At 62.7% G+C, this 16,504-nt stretch carries 18 protein-coding genes; 13 read left to right on the top strand and 5 right to left on the bottom strand.

Going from position 1 to position 16,504, the window contains the following annotated elements; genetic code table 11:
* The first annotated feature begins 47 nt into the window (after positions 1-47).
* A complete protein-coding gene (locus K426_RS09550) occupies positions 48-992 on the top strand; it encodes an isopenicillin N synthase family dioxygenase (RefSeq protein ID WP_066556261.1) in 945 nt (314 codons plus the stop codon).
* Positions 993-1,038: 46 nt separating this feature from the next.
* Here the strand turns inward: K426_RS09550 and K426_RS09545 are convergent, their stop codons facing one another.
* Positions 1,039-1,422: a dihydroneopterin aldolase gene (locus K426_RS09545; RefSeq protein WP_066556253.1), complete on the bottom strand. Its 384-nt coding sequence runs from the start codon at positions 1,420-1,422 to the stop codon at positions 1,039-1,041.
* A 143-nt stretch (positions 1,423-1,565) separates the two neighbouring features.
* Between K426_RS09545 and K426_RS09540 the strand changes: the two genes are divergently transcribed.
* The 4 genes from K426_RS09540 to K426_RS09525 are packed head-to-tail and all read left to right on the top strand — an operon-like array spanning position 1,566 to position 4,496.
* Positions 1,566-2,084 (top strand): GNAT family N-acetyltransferase, encoded by a 519-nt coding sequence (locus K426_RS09540; protein WP_066556252.1) that lies wholly within the window; start codon positions 1,566-1,568, stop codon positions 2,082-2,084.
* 45 nt (positions 2,085-2,129) lie between these two features.
* Positions 2,130-2,696, top strand: a complete 567-nt coding sequence (locus K426_RS09535) for a DUF1285 domain-containing protein (protein WP_066556251.1) — start codon at positions 2,130-2,132, stop codon at positions 2,694-2,696.
* Entirely contained in the window at positions 2,693-3,304 is a 612-nt protein-coding gene (locus tag K426_RS09530) for a CoA pyrophosphatase (protein WP_066556250.1), read from the top strand. The genes K426_RS09535 and K426_RS09530 overlap by 4 nt, the downstream gene beginning before the upstream one ends.
* A complete protein-coding gene (locus tag K426_RS09525) occupies positions 3,285-4,496 on the top strand; it encodes a CCA tRNA nucleotidyltransferase (protein WP_066556249.1) in 1,212 nt (403 codons plus the stop codon). Before K426_RS09530 ends, K426_RS09525 begins: the two co-directional genes overlap by 20 nt.
* On the opposite strand, the gene K426_RS09520 is transcribed toward K426_RS09525, so the two are convergent.
* From K426_RS09520 to gcvA, 3 genes are all read right to left on the bottom strand, one after another.
* Positions 4,460-6,211: a putative bifunctional diguanylate cyclase/phosphodiesterase gene (locus tag K426_RS09520; protein WP_066556248.1), complete on the bottom strand. Its 1,752-nt coding sequence runs from the start codon at positions 6,209-6,211 to the stop codon at positions 4,460-4,462. The two genes, K426_RS09525 and K426_RS09520, sit on opposite strands and share 37 nt — an antisense overlap.
* A gap of 82 nt (positions 6,212-6,293) precedes the next feature.
* Positions 6,294-8,582: a DNA topoisomerase IV subunit A gene (parC, locus tag K426_RS09515; protein ID WP_066556247.1), complete on the bottom strand. Its 2,289-nt coding sequence runs from the start codon at positions 8,580-8,582 to the stop codon at positions 6,294-6,296.
* A 112-nt stretch (positions 8,583-8,694) separates the two neighbouring features.
* The gene (gene gcvA, locus K426_RS09510; RefSeq protein WP_197672776.1) at positions 8,695-9,615 is read right to left on the bottom strand and encodes a transcriptional regulator GcvA; all 921 of its coding nucleotides are present in this window, start codon (positions 9,613-9,615) and stop codon (positions 8,695-8,697) included.
* 129 nt (positions 9,616-9,744) lie between these two features.
* On the opposite strand from gcvA, the gene K426_RS32115 reads away from it, so the two are divergent.
* The 6 genes from K426_RS32115 to purC all read left to right on the top strand — a co-directional run bounded on the left by K426_RS32115 (position 9,745) and on the right by purC (position 15,165).
* Positions 9,745-9,885, top strand: coding sequence for a hypothetical protein (locus K426_RS32115; RefSeq protein WP_169576061.1), 141 nt, complete (start codon positions 9,745-9,747; stop codon positions 9,883-9,885).
* Between the two features lie 76 nt (positions 9,886-9,961).
* Complete coding sequence (gene otsB, locus K426_RS09505) at positions 9,962-10,726, top strand: trehalose-phosphatase (protein ID WP_066561588.1); 765 nt, start codon at positions 9,962-9,964, stop codon at positions 10,724-10,726.
* 107 nt (positions 10,727-10,833) lie between these two features.
* Positions 10,834-12,603, top strand: coding sequence for a glycoside hydrolase family 15 protein (locus tag K426_RS09500; protein WP_254911528.1), 1,770 nt, complete (start codon positions 10,834-10,836; stop codon positions 12,601-12,603).
* 25 nt (positions 12,604-12,628) lie between these two features.
* On the top strand, positions 12,629-14,032 hold the full coding sequence (gene otsA, locus K426_RS09495) for an alpha,alpha-trehalose-phosphate synthase (UDP-forming) (protein WP_082748794.1): 1,404 nt from the start codon (positions 12,629-12,631) through the stop codon (positions 14,030-14,032).
* A gap of 91 nt (positions 14,033-14,123) precedes the next feature.
* Positions 14,124-14,252, top strand: coding sequence for a hypothetical protein (locus tag K426_RS32850; RefSeq protein WP_254911527.1), 129 nt, complete (start codon positions 14,124-14,126; stop codon positions 14,250-14,252).
* 130 nt (positions 14,253-14,382) lie between these two features.
* Positions 14,383-15,165 carry a phosphoribosylaminoimidazolesuccinocarboxamide synthase gene (gene purC, locus K426_RS09490; protein WP_066556241.1) on the top strand — a complete coding sequence of 261 codons (783 nt, stop codon included), beginning with the start codon at positions 14,383-14,385 and terminating at the stop codon, positions 15,163-15,165.
* An 18-nt stretch (positions 15,166-15,183) separates the two neighbouring features.
* On the opposite strand, the gene K426_RS09485 is transcribed toward purC, so the two are convergent.
* Entirely contained in the window at positions 15,184-15,936 is a 753-nt protein-coding gene (locus K426_RS09485) for a sulfite exporter TauE/SafE family protein (protein ID WP_066556239.1), read from the bottom strand.
* 37 nt (positions 15,937-15,973) lie between these two features.
* Between K426_RS09485 and K426_RS32000 the strand changes: the two genes are divergently transcribed.
* Positions 15,974-16,219, top strand: a complete 246-nt coding sequence (locus K426_RS32000) for a hypothetical protein (RefSeq protein WP_162492910.1) — start codon at positions 15,974-15,976, stop codon at positions 16,217-16,219.
* Between the two features lie 54 nt (positions 16,220-16,273).
* Positions 16,274-16,504 (top strand): phosphoribosylformylglycinamidine synthase subunit PurS, encoded by a 231-nt coding sequence (purS, locus tag K426_RS09480; protein ID WP_007682101.1) that lies wholly within the window; start codon positions 16,274-16,276, stop codon positions 16,502-16,504.

The raw sequence follows: 16,504 nt of genomic DNA, 5'->3' as shown, positions 1-16,504 counted from the left end.
GCCCGGACGGTGCGCCGGGCCGATCATGTTGTTTTCGGAGACTAAAAGTGTCGCAATCGGTGCTGGAACAAGTGCCTGTCCTGTCCCTGGGCCATATGACCAAGGCCGACTTTGCCGCCGCTTTCGGTGGCTCCTTCCAGCGCTTCGGCTTTGCCATGGTGAAGGACCACGGCATGGACCAGACGCTGATCGACAAGGGTTGGGCGTTGGCTCGTCAGTTTTTCGCGCTGCCCGAAGAGGCGAAGCGCCGCTACGACGCCAAATATAATGGCGGCCAGCGCGGCTACACGGCTTTCGGCGTGGAAATCGCCAAGGGCGCGAGCGAGAACGACCTCAAGGAATTCTGGCATGTCGGCCGCGACCTGCCCAAAGACGATCCGTTGGCGCAAACCATGCCGCCCAATGTCTGGCCGGACGAGCTGCCCGAATTTCAAGAGACTTTTGCGCAGCTCTATGCCGAGTTCGACCGCGTTGGCGCCGAACTGCTTTCCGCCATCGCCCTCTATCTGGGCCTGGAGGAGCGCTGGTTCGACAAACCGATCGAGAACGGCAATTCGATCCTGCGCCTGCTTCATTATCCGCCCGTATCGCCGGAAGCCCCCGGCATCCGCGCCGGGGCGCATGAGGATATCAATCTCATCACCCTGCTGCTGGGCGCTGAGGAAGGCGGACTTGAACTCAAGGATCGCAACGGCAACTGGCTACCTGTGGTGCCGCCGCCGGGTGCGCTGGCCATCAATGTGGGCGATATGCTCCAGCGGCTGACCAACTATCATTTGCCCTCGACCAGCCACCGCGTCGTCAATCCGCCACCGGAACGCCGCGGCTTTTCGCGTTATTCCATGCCCTTCTTCATGCACCTGCGGCCGGATTTCCTGATCGACGCTCTGCCGCAATGCGTGGACGCGGAGAATCTTCGGCGCGATCCGCCGATCACTGCGCATGACTATCTGACGGAGCGATTGCGGGAAATCGGGCTGATCAAGGGGTAAGAGCTGAGCTTCAGCATGGCCTATGCGGACAGGATCACGAAGAAAACTACCTCCGCCCGCGTCCCATGGTAATCCCGATCTCCTCGCCCTTCTCGCTAAGGGCGAGTTTCACGATCTTCACCTCGACATGCGTCACCTTGTCGTCCTGAAGAAAGATCGTCTCGATGATATGATCCGCCACCGCCTCTATCAGCGTGAAATGCTGCCCTTCCGGCAGCGCCGTGGTCGCGGCATGTTTCAGGTCCATATAATTTTTGGACCGGGACAGCGGCGTATCGGACTCATAATGATCCGCGATCTTCAGCTTCGCCCGGATCGAGATGCGCAGCGGCTGCGGCAGGTGCGTCTCTTCGGAATAGATGCCGGTCAGGACATCCACATCCAGATGATTGACCTCCAAGGTCAGAAAATCGTCAAATCCGCTGCTCATAGCTCGCCACATTCGGCCGGTCCCTGCGGCAGATATAGCCTGCTGCGGGCGGGGGCCAGTTTAGACTTTTATTTTGCGAGCCACGCGCTAAAGCCCGCCGCTCTCGGCGCGTCCATGCGCCATTGAGAACGGATCGGCAAGACGTGTCTGTGATAGTGCCCCTCAACATCATGTCGCAGGAAGTGATCGAGCATCTGCTCGATGCCGCCTTCGGCCCTGACCGGCACGGCCGCACCGCCTATCTGATTCGCGACGGCATGCCCTGGCTGCCCGAACTGTCCTTCGGGATCGAGGATGAGAAGGGCAGGCTCATCGGATCGCTGCAAAGCTGGCCCGTCGCCCTCACTCATGACGACGGCAGCCAGACGCCGCTCATCATGGTCGGGCCCGTCGCCGTCGACCCGTCCGCCCAAGGCACCGGCCATGGCCGCGCGATGATGGATACCGTCGTCACCGCCGCCCGCGCCCATCGCAGCGACCCGCTGATGATGATCGGTGATCCCGAATATTATGGCCGCTTCTGGGGCTTTTCTGCGGAAGGCACCAGCGGCTGGGATTGCCCCGGCCCATTCGAGGCGCGCCGCCTGCTGGCGCTCTCCGTCGACGGGCGCCCCATTGACGGCAGGGGCATGCTCAGCCCGCGGATCACGGTTCAGGCCTGAAATTTCCCTTTTGCCTTCGGACGCGCGCGCTCCTATCTCGACCCTATGCCGATGGAACCGCCTCCTGATCTTGCCAGCCTGTCCCTGACCGACATTGCGCATCTGCTTGCGGAAAAGCGCCTGCCGCCCGTGGAAAAATGGAATCCCGATCATTGCGGCGACAGCGACATGCGCATCGCCCGCGACGGCACATGGTTCCACCAAGGCTCGCCCATCGGCCGCGAAGCCATGGTCCGCCTCTTCTCGACCATCCTGCGCCGAGAAGCCGATGGCAGCTACGTCCTCGTCACGCCGGTCGAAAAGCTGTCGATCGAGGTGGAGCACGCGCCCTTCATCGCCGTCGAACTCAAGACCGAAGGCGAAGGCCGGGAGCGCAGCCTGGCCTTCCGGCTCAACACCGGCGATCTGGTCGCCGCCGGTCCGGACAACGCCCTCATCCTGCGTGAGACGCCGGACGGCCCCCATCCCTATCTGCATGTGCGCGGCGGGCTGGAGGCGCTCATCGCCCGCAGCGTCTATTATGAGTTGATGAACCTCGCGCTGGACGAAGGCGCCGACCCCATCGGCCTGTGGAGCAACGGCGCCTTCTTCGCGCTGGACGGATCGGCATGACCCTGGCGGAGCGGTTGCGCGCCGCCTTGAAGGAAGGGCATGAGCGCGAAGTCGGCCTGTTGCTATCCGATACCCGCGACCCGCGCATAGAGGGCGACCTCATCCTGGCCCCCGCTGCCGTGCTGGTCGCCATTACCGACCGCCCCGAACCCGGCCTCATTCTGACCCAGCGTTCGGCCCGATTGCGCAAACATGCGGGACAGGTCGCTTTCCCCGGCGGACGCGTCGATGACGATGATGCAGACGAAATCGCGGGCGCCTTGCGTGAGGCGCAGGAGGAAATCGGCCTCGTCCCGCATATGGTGGACATCATCGGCACGTCGGATCGCTATCACACCTTTACTGGCTTCGATATTATCCCGGTGCTCGGCGTGATCCCGCCAGATCTCCCGCTTTTCCCCCAAGAGACGGAGGTCGCGGAATTGTTCGAACTTCCGCTCTCCTTCGCCCTTGATCCCTCCAATCGAATCAAGAAATCAATAGAATTTCAGGGTGTTGAACGGCATTATTACGAAATAATGTGGGAAGGACGCCGCATCTGGGGGATTACCGCCGCCATCCTCGCCAATCTTTCGCGAAGGCTCGGCCATGACCAGCCTGTTGCCTGACGCCGACTGGCGCCATCGGCCCGGCCTGGACGCGCTGCTGAAGGCTCTGGGGAGCGAACAAGGCCTTGCCCGCTTCGTCGGCGGCGCGGTGCGGGATGGGCTGCTCGGCCTGCCGGTAAGCGATCTGGACATCGCGACCGTCATCGAACCCAAGGGCGTTATCGACCGGCTGAAAGCCGCCGGGATCAAGGCCGTGCCCACCGGCATAGATCACGGAACGATCACCGCCGTCATCAATAGCTGGCCGGTCGAGATCACGACTCTGCGCCGCGACGTCAGCACGGATGGCCGCCGCGCCACCATCGCCTATACCGACGACTGGCGCGAAGACGCCGCCCGGCGCGATTTCACCATCAACGCCCTCTATGCCGATCCCCTCACCCACGAAATCACGGATTTCTTCGGCGGCGTGGCTGACTTGAAGGCGCACCGCGTCCGCTTCATCGGGGATGCCAACGCCCGGATCGCAGAGGACCATCTCCGCATCCTGCGCTATTTCCGTTTCCTCGCCCGCTTCGGTCAAGATGAACCGGACGAAGAGGCCTATACCGCCTGCCGTGCCGCCGCCAACAGCCTGATGGCGCTTTCGCGAGAGCGGATCGCGGACGAGTTGCTCAAATTGCTCGCCATTCCCCGGCCCCTTGCCTCGCTTCAACTCATGATCGAGGGTGGCATATTGCTGCCGGTCATTCCCGAGATCGATGGAAGCGGGCTCGCTCGCCTGTCCACGCTGATCGAGCGCGAATCCGCTTCGGGCACCAGCCCTTCGGCGATGCGCCGTCTGGCCGCCCTTCTCCCTCCCGATCCGCGCATAGCCGATCAGGTCGGCGCCCGGCTCAAATTGTCCAACAAGGCCCGCAAGCGGCTCATGACCGCGCTTGACGGAAGCGCCACCAGCGCGGCACCCCGCACCCTCGCCTTTCAGATCGGCATTGAAGGGGCGATCGATCGCCTCCTGATCGATCCCGAAGCGCCGCTCGACGGCATAGCGACGCTCATGGACTGGACCCCGCCCCGATTGCCGCTAGGCGGCGGCGCGCTCATCGCGCGCGGCCTGCAACCCGGCCCAGATGTGGCCAAGGCGCTGGCGGAGGTTCAGAAGATCTGGGTGGCCGAGGGCTTTCCCGATGACGCCCGCGTGGCCGAAATCGCGGATCAGACCGTTTCGAAATTCCAGCGCGCCCGCCAATAATCAAAAGCTTCGCTCTCCGGCATCGGCCGCGCGAAATAATAGCCCTGCCCCTGCCAGCAGCCCAGATTCTGCAACGCATGGGCCAGTTCTTGCGTCTCGATCCCTTCGGCGGTCACATGCAGGCCCAGCGATTCGGCCAGCGACAGGATGGTGCGAACCATGATTTCCTTGTCGCGGTCCTCCAGCATGGAGGTCACGAAGCTGCGATCGATCTTCAAAATATCGATCGGCAGGCTGTGCAGGCTCGCCAGGTTCGAATAGCCCGTGCCAAAATCGTCCATGGCGATCGGCATGTGGAGATCCTTGAGCGCGAAAAGCAGCTTCCGCGCCTTTTCCGGATCGGCCACGATGGCGCTCTCTGTCAGTTCCGCGGTCAGCCGATTGCCCGAAATGCCCGAATAGCGCAGCGCTTCCTCGAACATGGAAGCGACATCGTCCCGCGCCATTTGAATGGGCGAAAGGTTCACATTGACGCCCACCGGCAGCGGCTGGCCGAATTTCGCGTCCCAACGGCTGATTGCCTGCGCCGCCTCATAGGCTGCCCAACGCCCCAACGGCGTGATCAGCCCGCTTTCCTCCGCCACGGCGATGAACTCAGTGGGTGAGACATGGCCCAGTTCTTCATCCTCCCACCGGGCCAATGCCTCGAAGCCGGTAATTTCTCCGGTCTGCAAATGAATGAGCGGCTGGAAGGCCAGGGTCAACCCGCCCTGGGCCAGCGCATCGCGCAGACGGCTCTCTATGGAAAAGCGCCGCTGCGCCTCCTTGAGTACGCCGTTTCGGTAGATTTCAACCTTGCCGCTGCGCTTGGCGATTTTCACCGCCGCCTGCGCCTTGCGGACCACATCTTCGGGGTCTTCGGTCAGGTTGGTCGACAAGGCGCAGCCGATCGCGCAATCGACCCGGATTTGCAGATCGCTCAGCCTGATCGGATAGCTAAGCGCATCGCGAATGCGCTGAACGATATGAAGAGCATCCGATAGGCCATTGTTCAAGCGAGCAAAAATTGCAAAATCATTGCCCCCAATGCGCGCCAGCACATCGCCCTGCCGCAGGCTCGACTTCAATCGCTTGGCGACCGTGATCAGCAATTCGTCACCGGCCATCGGTCCCAATGACTCATTGACCCGGCTGAACCGGCTGAGATCGATGGCGATGATCCCGAACTGCGCATTGTCCGGCCAAGGCATATTGGCCAGCCGTTCCTCGATTTCCTCGCCAAAGCCGGTCCGGTTGGGCAGCGCGGTCAAGCCGTCCGACAGCAATTCCCGCCGCAAATTCTTCTCGATGGTCCGGTCGCTGGTTCGGTCGAGCGCGGTGAATAGAAAAAGATTGGACTCACCCTCCATTTCGGGCAGGCGGCCCACCGTGCAATAAAAATATTCAGGGCCCAAAACGCCGTCACGGCGCAATTCGAAACCTTCCGAATCACGCCCTGACAAGACGCATTGCACGATGCGCTTGCGCCATTCCGCGACATGGGATCGTTCGGCTTCGCCCGGCCCGCGGGGATTGAAATAATTGCCGAACGGCACATTGCTCGTCATCATCGACAACTTATTATTTTTGAACGAAAATGTCGCCGCCGGATAGGGCAATGCGGCCAGCCAGTCGGCTATCGCCACGCGATGCGAAAGATGCGCGTCATCCGCCCCCTTAAGGAGCTCGATCTTCGGCATCTCACTCGTCCGATCGCGCATCGACATGGATTTCATAGGCCCGCGATAGGCCCAATCGGTAAATTTTCGGGAAACGACATTCCCGTACCCGATGCGCTAATGGCAAAAAATCAGCTTGTCAGAACCGGTTATCGCGGGGAAAGCCCGTGGGCGGCATCCGCCCCGCCGCGCCTCTTGCGACGCGCCATGGCGTCATGTCCGCTTCCGTCCGGGTACGGCCCGATCCTCCGCCCATGGCCCAGCTAAGGCCGTCCGACAGGCGGAAGGCGATGGCGTCGGACAATCCGCCATCGCGATAGCGCTGCATCTGGACGCCCTGTCCACGCGCCATGCGCGGCATTTCGATCAGCGTGAAGACCAGCAACTTGCGGTTCTCGCCCACCACTGCGACGCTGTCCGCCTCGGATGCGATGGGATGCACGACGCTGAGCTTCGCGCCGGTCCGCACATTGACGACCTGCTTGCCCTTGCGCGTTTCCGCGATCACGTCGGCCACAGCGGCCACGAAGCCGCGACCGTCAGAGGCCGCCAACAACAGTTCGCCGCCGATCCGCGCAGGCATCAAGGCAACGATATTGCCGGTCCCATCCATATCGACCAGCGACCGCACCGGATCGCCAAAGCCGCGCCCGCCCGGCAGCTTGTCCGCGCCCAGGGTGAAGATGCGGCCCGTTTCCGTGGCCAGCAACAGCTTGTCCGTGGTCTGAGCGTGGAAGGCGATCATCGGACCGTCGCCTTCCTTGAACTTCAGCGTGTCTGCCGAGGCAAGGTCGCGATGTCCACTCATCGCCCTGATCCAGCCGCGCTCGGACAGGATCACGGTGATCGGCTCCTTCTCTATCATCGCCTCCAGCGGGATTTCCCGCGCCGGGGCGGCCTCCTCGACCAAAGTGCGCCGCTTGCCGAAATCGCTGTCGGGCGAATAGCGCTTGCGCAGGTCCGCCAGATCCTTCTTCAGCCGGGTCCGTTGCCGCGTCGGGCTTTCGACCAGCTTGATCAGTTCGTCACGTTCTTTCAGCAGCTCCGAATGTTCGCGCCGCAGTTCCATCTCCTCCAGCTTGCGCAAAGAACGCAGCCGCATGTTGAGGATCGCCTCGGCCTGCCGGTCGTTGAGGCCGAATTCGGCCATCATCACTTCCTTGGGCTCATCCTCGGTGCGGATGATCTCGATCACCCGGTCGAGGTTCAAATAGGCGATGATATAGCCGTCGAGCAGTTCCAGCCGCGCCGCGATCTTCTCCAGCCGGTGCTGCGCGCGCCGCACCAGCACATCGATCTGGTGCTTCAACCACTCGACCAGCACGGATTTCAGGCCCAACACCCGCGGCGTCCGAGTGGCGTCGAGCACGTTCAGGTTCAGCGGAAAGCGGTTTTCGAGGTCGGTCAGCCGGAACAGGCTGTCCATCAGCACATCGGGGTCGACGGTGCGGGCGCGTGGTTCGATGACGATGCGAATCTGCTCGTCGCTCTCGTCGCGCACATCGGCCAGGATCGGCAGCTTCTTGTCGTTGATCAGAACCGCGATCTGCTCGATCAGCTTGGATTTCTGGACCTGGAAGGGGATTTGGGTGACCACGGCGACCCAGGTGCCGCGCCCGCCATCCTCCTTGTGCCAGCGCGCGCGGGTTCGAAACGATCCCCGCCCCGTCGCATAAGCCTCTGAAATGATGGAAGCGCTGTCGACCAACACGCCGCCCGTCGGAAAGTCCGGCCCTCGCACGATCTGCATCAGATCGGCATGCTCCGCCTCCGGATTGTCGATCAACAGGCTGGCGGCGTCGATCAGTTCCGCGACATTGTGCGGCGGGATGCTGGTCGCCATGCCGACCGCGATGCCGGTGGCGCCATTGGCGAGCAGATTGGGGAAAAGGCCGGGAAAGACCTCCGGCTCATGATCCTCGCCATTATAGGTCGGGCGGAACTCGACAGTGCCCTCGTCCAGCCCCGCCATCAGATCGGCCGCCGCCTGCGTCAGCCGCGCCTCGGTATAGCGCATCGCCGCCGCATTATCGCCGTCGATATTGCCGAAATTGCCCTGTCCATCGACCAGCGGCGTGCGCAGCGAAAAATCCTGCGCCAGACGCACCATGGCGTCATAGACCGATGCGTCGCCATGCGGATGATATTTACCGATGACGTCACCGACGACGCGAGCGCATTTCTTGTAGGAGGTGGTGTTGCGCGCCGGATTGGCGACCAGCACGTCCGGGGAGGCGCCGCCTGGCTCCATCCGCAGCAGCCGCATCGCCCAGAGCAGCCGGCGATGCACCGGCTTCAACCCATCGCGCAGGTCCGGCAACGATCGGGCCGTGATGGTCGAAAGCGCATAGACGAGATAGCGCTGGGACAGCGCATCGTCGAACGGGTGGTCCTTGATAGCATCGAATGGGTCGCGAAAATCGGTCATCGAGATCGGAATAGCAGCGCCGTGACAAAACGGAAACGAAGTTTAGATAGGCGATCGATCCAGTTAAAGGAATCGCTCTCCCGCGTTCGCAGGAGCACCGAGCGCCTCATTACTAACGCGGCAGGAACCGCCCTTCCGGATCGGCCGCGATCTCCCGAGCGAACTCCGCGCTGATCCAGTCGCGGAACGCCTTCACCTTGGGCATGTTGCGGGCGTGGGGCGGATAGACCACCCAATAGCTCGCCCGTTCCTTCACATAGGATGGAACAGCCTCCACCAGCAGCCCGGCCTCAACCTCCGCCTTCCACAGGAAGAGGTTGACGATCGCGACCCCCTGTCCCGCCATGGCCGCGCGGCCCTCCATCACCTGGGAATCCAGCGCGATGCCCGGCGGCAGCACCTTTCCGTCGGCTTCCACGCCGACGCCCGCGAACCATTCATGCCACCACATGTCATCCGGCGACAGGCGCGGCATGGCATGTAGCGCCCGAGGATCGGCAATCGGCCCGTTCTTCGCCAGCCACCCGGGGCTGCACAAGGGCGCCAGCCGGTTGTGGGTCAGCAACTTCGCCTCCACCCCCGGCCATTTCCCTTCCCCGCCGCGCACCGCAACATCCACGCCGTCGCGGGCAAAATCCACGACCTGGTTTGTCGCATCGATCCGCACGGCCAACCCTGGCTGGCGCATCTGGAAAGTCCCTATCCGGGGCGCCAGCCAGAGATGCGCGAAGCTAATGGAGCAACTGATCGTCAGCACCGTCGAATGATCCTGCGTCAGCGCGGCGAAACCCTGCCGCATCTGGTCGAAGGCGCGGGTGATGATGGGCGCGATCTCTCGCCCCTTGTCGGTCAGCGCCACCTTCCGTCCTGCCCGCTGGAACAGGCCGATCCCCAGCCGCTCTTCTAGCAATTTCACCTGATAGCTGACGGCCGCCTGCGTCATCCCCAATTCCTGCGCGGCGGCGGTGAAATTTTCGAGCCGCGCCGCGGCCTCGAACACGCGGACGGCAGACAAAGGCGGCAATTGGCTCATGACGGATTGATAAGCAGACCTTATATGAAAGGTCCATCCTTTTGTTGGCGGCCGCTACGGAAAAAAGCGATAGACATTCCAGCGAAACGAAAGCGTTTCGCACTTCAATCATGGAAAAAGGAGCCCGTCATGCGCTTGTCTGACGACGACCAGCTGTGCGCCAACAGCCATGAAACATCCACCGCCCTTTCCGGTTTGATCGCCACCATCATGCAGGCCTTCTGCACGCTTCACCGCATCGCCTGGTCAGCGCCCTGGACGGAGGAATAGCGATGAAGCCGCTCAAAAATCGCGAAGACCGTCCGACGGGGCTTGCACATTCCGCGCCATGCGCCACCTTGCGCGCGTGTCCGATTCCCGTCTTTCCTCTCTTCCCGATCTTCCCCCTCCGCCGCCCGCGCTGCTGATCGGGGCCGCGCTGTTCCTCGACTTCGACGGAACCCTGGCCCCGATCGCGGATACCCCCGATAGCGTCGTGGTCGATGACGATCTGCTCGCCTTGCTCGGTCGCCTGCGCGATCGTCTGGAGGGACGGCTCGCGATCGTGAGCGGCCGATCGGTCGCGACGCTGCGCGACTTCGGCTTTGGCGCATTTCTGCTGGCGGGCACGCATGGGCTGGAATTGGCGGAACCCGGCCGTCTGGCCGAGGCGCCGGCCCGCCTGCCCGCGATCAATGAGGCCGAAGCCGCCTTCCAGAGTTTCGCAGCGGGCAAGTCCGGCGTCCTTGTTGAACGCAAGACGATCAGCGTCGGCCTTCATTTTCGCGGTGCGCCCCAGTGGGGCCGGGAGGCGGGCGATCTGGCGACGCGCCTCGCGGATCAGTTTGGCCTCGCGCTCCAGCCGGGCAAGATGCTCTACGAATTGCGTCCCGGCGGCGCCGACAAGGGCAGCGCCGTCCGCGCGCTGATGCAGCGCGCGCCCATGACAGGCGGCACCCCCCTGTTCATCGGAGACGATGTCACCGATGAGGAAGGCTTTGCCGTCGCCCGCGATCTGGGCGGCGCAGGAATTCTGGTCGGCGCGCCCAGATCGACGCTCGCCGCATTCTCTTTGGAACAGGTTGCCGCCGTCAGGCATTATCTTGCTCAGGGGTTCGCTGGCACCGACTGATCCGATGTCCGTCGTCCCCGTCGTGCACGAACTAGGGGGACGGACCGATAGCAACGCAGAAAAACGACCGCCCGGGCGGGAACGAGCGTACGCTCGACCTTTGGCCCATCGGCAACTGCCAGGCGTCCGCGCTGATCGACCGCGCCGGGCGGATGGTCTGGGCGTGCGTGCCCCGCGTGGACGGCGATCCCGTTTTTTCCGCGCTGCTGGACGATGCCGCCTGGGACAAGCCGGAAGCGCGAGGATTCTGGGCCATCGAGCTGGAAAACTGCACCCGGATCGAACAGTATTATATTCGCAACACGCCGATACTGGTCACGCGCCAGACCGATGACCAGGGCAATGCGATAGAGCTTTACGATTTCTGCCCGCGCCACAAGCATCAGGGCCGCATGTACCGGCCGGTGGCGTTCGCCCGCATCGTCCGGCCGATTTCCGGGAGTCCACGCGTTCGCGTCAGGCTGCGCCCGACCACCTCCTGGCATTCTGAAAAAGTGCCGATCAGCTACGGATCCAACCATATCCGGCTGGTGCTGTCCTATATGGCGATGCGCATGTCCACCAACGCGCCCATCGGCCTCATTTCCCAGGAAAGCTGGTTCCGCATCGAACATGACATGCATTTCTTCCTGGGGCCGGATGAGAGCTTTTCCGATGCCCTCCGCCCAGCGGTGGAACGAATGCTGGACGATACGATCCACGAATGGCAGATCTGGGTGCGCAGCCTGGCCATCCCCGCCGAATGGCAGGAGGCGGTCATTCGTTCCGCCATCACGCTCAAGCTCTGCCAGCATGAGGAAACCGGCGCGATCGTAGCAGCGCTCACCACCAGCATCCCCGAACATGCCGATAGCGGCCGTAACTGGGACTATCGCTACTGCTGGATCAGGGACGCCTATTATACTGTCGAGGCGCTCAATCGCCTGGGTGCGCTGGACGTATTGGAAAGTTATCTCGTCTATCTGCGCAACATCGTCGACGGCGCGCGGGGCGGCCATATCCAGCCGCTCTACGACGTGCGCGGCAATGCCACGCTGGAGGAGCGGGAGGCCCAAAATCTCCCCGGATACAGGGGCATGGGGCCGGTGCGGATCGGCAATGCCGCCTATTCGCAGATCCAGCATGACGCCTATGGCCAGATCGTCCTGTCCTCCGTCCAGGGCTTCATCGACCAGCGGCTGCTGCGCATGGCCGGCCCGGCGGATTTCGAGGCGCTGGAGGCGGTGGGCGAACGTGCCTGGCAGGTCTATGACCAGCCCGATGCGGGCCTGTGGGAACTGCGCACCCGCGCCCATGTCCACAGCTATAGCGCGGTCATGTGCTGGGCGGCATGCGACCGGCTTGCCCATGCGGCGACCGCCGTGGGATTGCCAGAACGCGAAGCCTATTGGCGCGAGCGGGCGGAGGTGATGAAGGCCCGCATCCTCCAATCCGCCTGGCGGACCGACAGCAATGCCATTTCCGCCAATTTTGAGGATGATGCGCGGGACGCTTCCCTGCTCCAATTGCTCGACCTGCGCTTCCTGACCGCGGACAATCCCATGTTCGTGGGGACGCTGACGGCGCTGGAAAAGGATTTGCGGCGCGGCAACGACATGCTCCGCTACAGCGCGCCCGATGATTTCGGGGAGCCGGTCACCGCCTTCAACGTCTGCACCTTCTGGCTGATCGAGGCGCTGCACCGCACCGGCCGCGGGGAGGAGGCGCGGTCCCTGTTCGAGGAAATGCTCTCCCGCCGCACCGCCGCCGGGCTGTTGTCCGAAGATATCGACCCTGTTTCCGGCGAGTTATGGGGGAACTATCCTCAAACCTACTCATTGGTCGGCATTATCAACTGCGCCGTGCTATTGAGCAAACCATGGAGCGTGATGCGATGAGGCGCTTGGCATGGAGGCGCTTGGCATGAGCCGTTTGATAGTCATTTCCAACCGGGTCAGCAAACCCAGCAAAACCGGCAATCAGGGCGGGCTGGCCGTCGCCCTTTCCCAGGCGCTGCGGGAAAGCCGCGGCATATGGGTCGGCTGGTCCGGCGAAGTCACGGAAAATTTCACCGGGCAGATCGGCTTTTCCGAGGATGAAGGCGTCAAGACCGCGACCATCGACCTGGAGGAACAGGATGTCGACGAATATTATAACGGCTATGCCAACAAGACGCTCTGGCCGCTGTTCCATTTCCGCATCGACCTGGCCGAATATGAGCGCGATTTCGAGGGCGGCTACAACCGCGTCAACCAGCGTTTCGCGGACACCACCAGCCCGCTGATCGAACCGGAAGACGTCATCTGGGTCCAGGATTATCACATGATCCCGCTGGGCCGGATGCTGCGGGACCGAGGCCATGACAATCGCATGGGCTTCTTCCTGCACATCCCCTGGCCGCCGACCCGGCTGCTGGTATCGCTCCCCCATCATACCAAATTGGTGCAGGCTCTTTTCGCCTATGATGTCGTGGGCTTCCATACCGAGGAATGGCTGGAATCCTTCCGCCATTATGTGGAACGGGAAATGAACGGCTCCGTGGACGGCGACTTTGTGACGCTGGGCGACCGCACCATTCAGGCCATCGCCTGCCCAATCGGCATCAATGCGCAGGAATATGCCCATGCCGCCGTCAGCGAAGCGGCCAGCGACATGTATGAAAAGGTCCGCCGCTCCCTCCAGGATCGCGTCATGATCGTGGGGGTCGACCGGCTGGACTATAGCAAGGGTCTGGAGGAACGTTTCAACGGCTATGCCCGCTTCCTGAAGGACCATAGCGAACACCATCGCAACGTCGTGCTGACACAGATAGCTCCGCCCTCACGCGGGGAGGTGGAGAGCTATCAGCATATCCGCGCAACCCTGGATTCCCTCGCCGGCCGCATCAACGGCGAATATAGCGATGTCGACTGGACGCCGATCCGCTACGTCAACCAGGGCTATCCCCGCGACAAGCTGGCGGGCATCTATCGCGCGGCGAAGATCGGCCTCGTCACCCCCCTGCGCGACGGCATGAACCTGGTCGCCAAGGAATATGTGGCGGCGCAAAATCCCGACGATCCCGGCGTCCTCATCCTGTCGCGCTTTGCGGGGGCCGCCCAGCAGCTCAAGGACGCGCTGCTGATCAACCCCTACAGCCCGGAGGAGATGTCCGACGCCATCACCCGCGCTCTCGCCATGCCGCTCGATGAGCGCAAGCGCCGCTGGCGCGCCATGATGGACAGCGTGGAACAACAGGACATCAGTTGGTGGCGCCAGCGCTTTACCGAGCGGTTGATGGCGGTGCAGCGCAACGGCGAAATGAAGCCGGAAGCGGAACCGGCTTAACTTTCCCGCATCTGCCGCTAGAGCGATTTCCAAACGATCAGCATTGATCGCTGGTTAAGAAATCGCGGTCAACAAAAGACTCGGAGCGGCGATGGAAGACGAAGAACAAGCACGCGGCCCGATCGCCGCCATTCGCGCCAGATCGGGCGTCATATTGGGCGCGATCGGGCTGGTGGCCTGGATCGCGCTGGTTTGGTTCATGTTCGGGGACGTCCTGTAGGAGCCGCCATCCATTTGCACCCTTGCCCACTTTGGTCTAAGGGCCAGCCCAAGCAGCCCCGGCACCCGCTGATCCTTCCCGATTCGCGTTTGCCGGGGCACATTCATTATTGGGAAGACAGGAACCGCATATGGCCCGTCGCCGCCAGATCTACGAAGGCAAGGCAAAGATCCTTTACGAAGGCCCCGAGCCGGGCACGATCATCCAATATTTCAAGGATGACGCGACCGCCTTCAATGCCCAGAAAAAGGGCACGATTTCAGGCAAGGGCGTCCTCAACAACCGGATTTCCGAGCATATCTTCACCCTGCTCGGCCAGATCGGCGTTCCCACCCACTTCATCCGCCGCCTCAACATGCGCGAGCAGCTCGTCCGCCAGGTCGAGATCGTGCCGATCGAAGTCGTTGTGCGCAACGTCGCCGCCGGTTCGCTGAGCAAGAAGCTGGGTATCGAGGAAGGCACGCAGCTTCCCCGGACGCTGATCGAATATTGCTACAAGGACGACGCGCTGGGCGACCCGCTGGTGTCCGAAGAGCATATCGCCTGCTTCGGCTGGGCAACGCAGGACGAGATGCATGACATTGCCGACATGGCGATCCGCATCAACGACTTCATGTGCGGCCTGTTCGCGGGCATCGGCATCCGCCTGGTCGACTTCAAGCTGGAATTCGGCCGGCTGTGGGACGGCGAATATAGCCGCGTCATCCTGGCCGACGAGATCAGCCCGGACGGTTGCCGCCTGTGGGACATGACCACCGGCGAAAAGCTGGACAAGGACCGCTTCCGTCGCGACCTGGGCGGCGAAGTCGAAGCCTATCAGGAAGTCGCCCGCCGCCTGGGCCTGATGCCCGAAGGCGCGGACACGACCGTGCTCGACCTCGACACCCACCGCAAGAAGCGCGGCAAGGATTGATGGAGTTCGGCGCGCTGCTCAGGCGAGCAGCGCGTCCGCCATCAGCTTGACGCCCAGCAGCACCATCAGCACATAGATGAGCGTGTAGAAACGCGCGGCATCGACCCTCCGGACCAGCGCCACACCCGCAAAAGTGGCGGCCACGGCCAACGGGGTCAGCATCGCTGTCGCCAGCAGATTGCCTCTGGTGAATTGCCCCAGGGCGGCATAGGCGGGCACCTTCATCCAGTTCATCGTGGCGAAAGCGATCGCCGTCGTTCCGACCAGAACGTCACGGGGCAGGCGCTTGGGCAGCACCCACATCTGGAAGGGCGGCGATCCGGCATGGGCGATCTGGCTGGTGAAACCGCTCGCCACGCCGAACAGCACACCCACCCAAGCCGGCGAGGTGGACGGCAGCACGATTGCCCCTCCCCGCTCGACCCACAGGCGTTGAAGGCCGAACAGCGTCGAGATCAGGCCCAGCACCCCCAACACCGCGACTTCGGACACCTGGGCCGCAAAGAAATAGCCAAGGCCGATCCCTGTCGCCATGCCCGGCAGCATGACCTTCAGGACATGCCGGTCCCAGCTATGCCGGAAGGACCAGACGCTGACGGCATCCTGCAGGATCAGGATCGGCAACAGGATCGCCGCTCCCCTCACCGGATCGACTCCCAGGGCCATGATCGGCATGGCGAGCGCGCCGACTCCGGCGAATCCGCCCTTGGCAAGGCCGGACAGGATCACCGCTGCGATGGCGCAGGCATAATAGAGATATTCCGGATTCATGGCGTCCGCCTAAAGCAAGGAAGCCGATGGCGGGAGCATGTTTTTTCTTCCGAGCGTGTCAGCTATGCGCGCGATAACCGATCAAGACGCCGAAGGTGAAGGTCGCCAGAAGCGCAAGCTGAACCCGGCCATGGGGATCGTCGTAGCCCATAACCTGTTGACCGAAGGCGAAAAGCCCGACAAACATCGCCAAAGCAAGACCAGCCATGATGCAAAAACCCTTCCCTCCGGCCCGGAAGATAGCGCGGCTGTCGCTAACAAAAGCATAATGCCTTGCCTGTAGGAGCCGAGGAGATTAGGGGGTGCGCGAAAGCCTGTTTACGGAGTTCCTTGCCCCATGAAAGCCCGCATCTTCGTCACCCTCAAGGGCGGTGTCCTTGACCCGCAGGGCAAGGCGATCCACCACGCGCTGGAAGGCCTTGGCTTTGGCGGCGTCAACGATGTGCGCGCGGGCAAGCTGATTGAGCTGGACCTGGCCGACGGCACCAGCGACGAGGATATCGACGCCATGTGCCGCAAGCTGCTGGCGAACACGGTGATCGAAAACTACCGCATCGAAAAGGCCTGA

Source organism: Sphingobium sp. TKS (assembly GCF_001563265.1).
Classification (GTDB): domain Bacteria; phylum Pseudomonadota; class Alphaproteobacteria; order Sphingomonadales; family Sphingomonadaceae; genus Sphingobium.
Note: the sequence above shows the minus strand (reverse complement) of the source record. Positions and strands in the feature narration are given on the sequence as shown.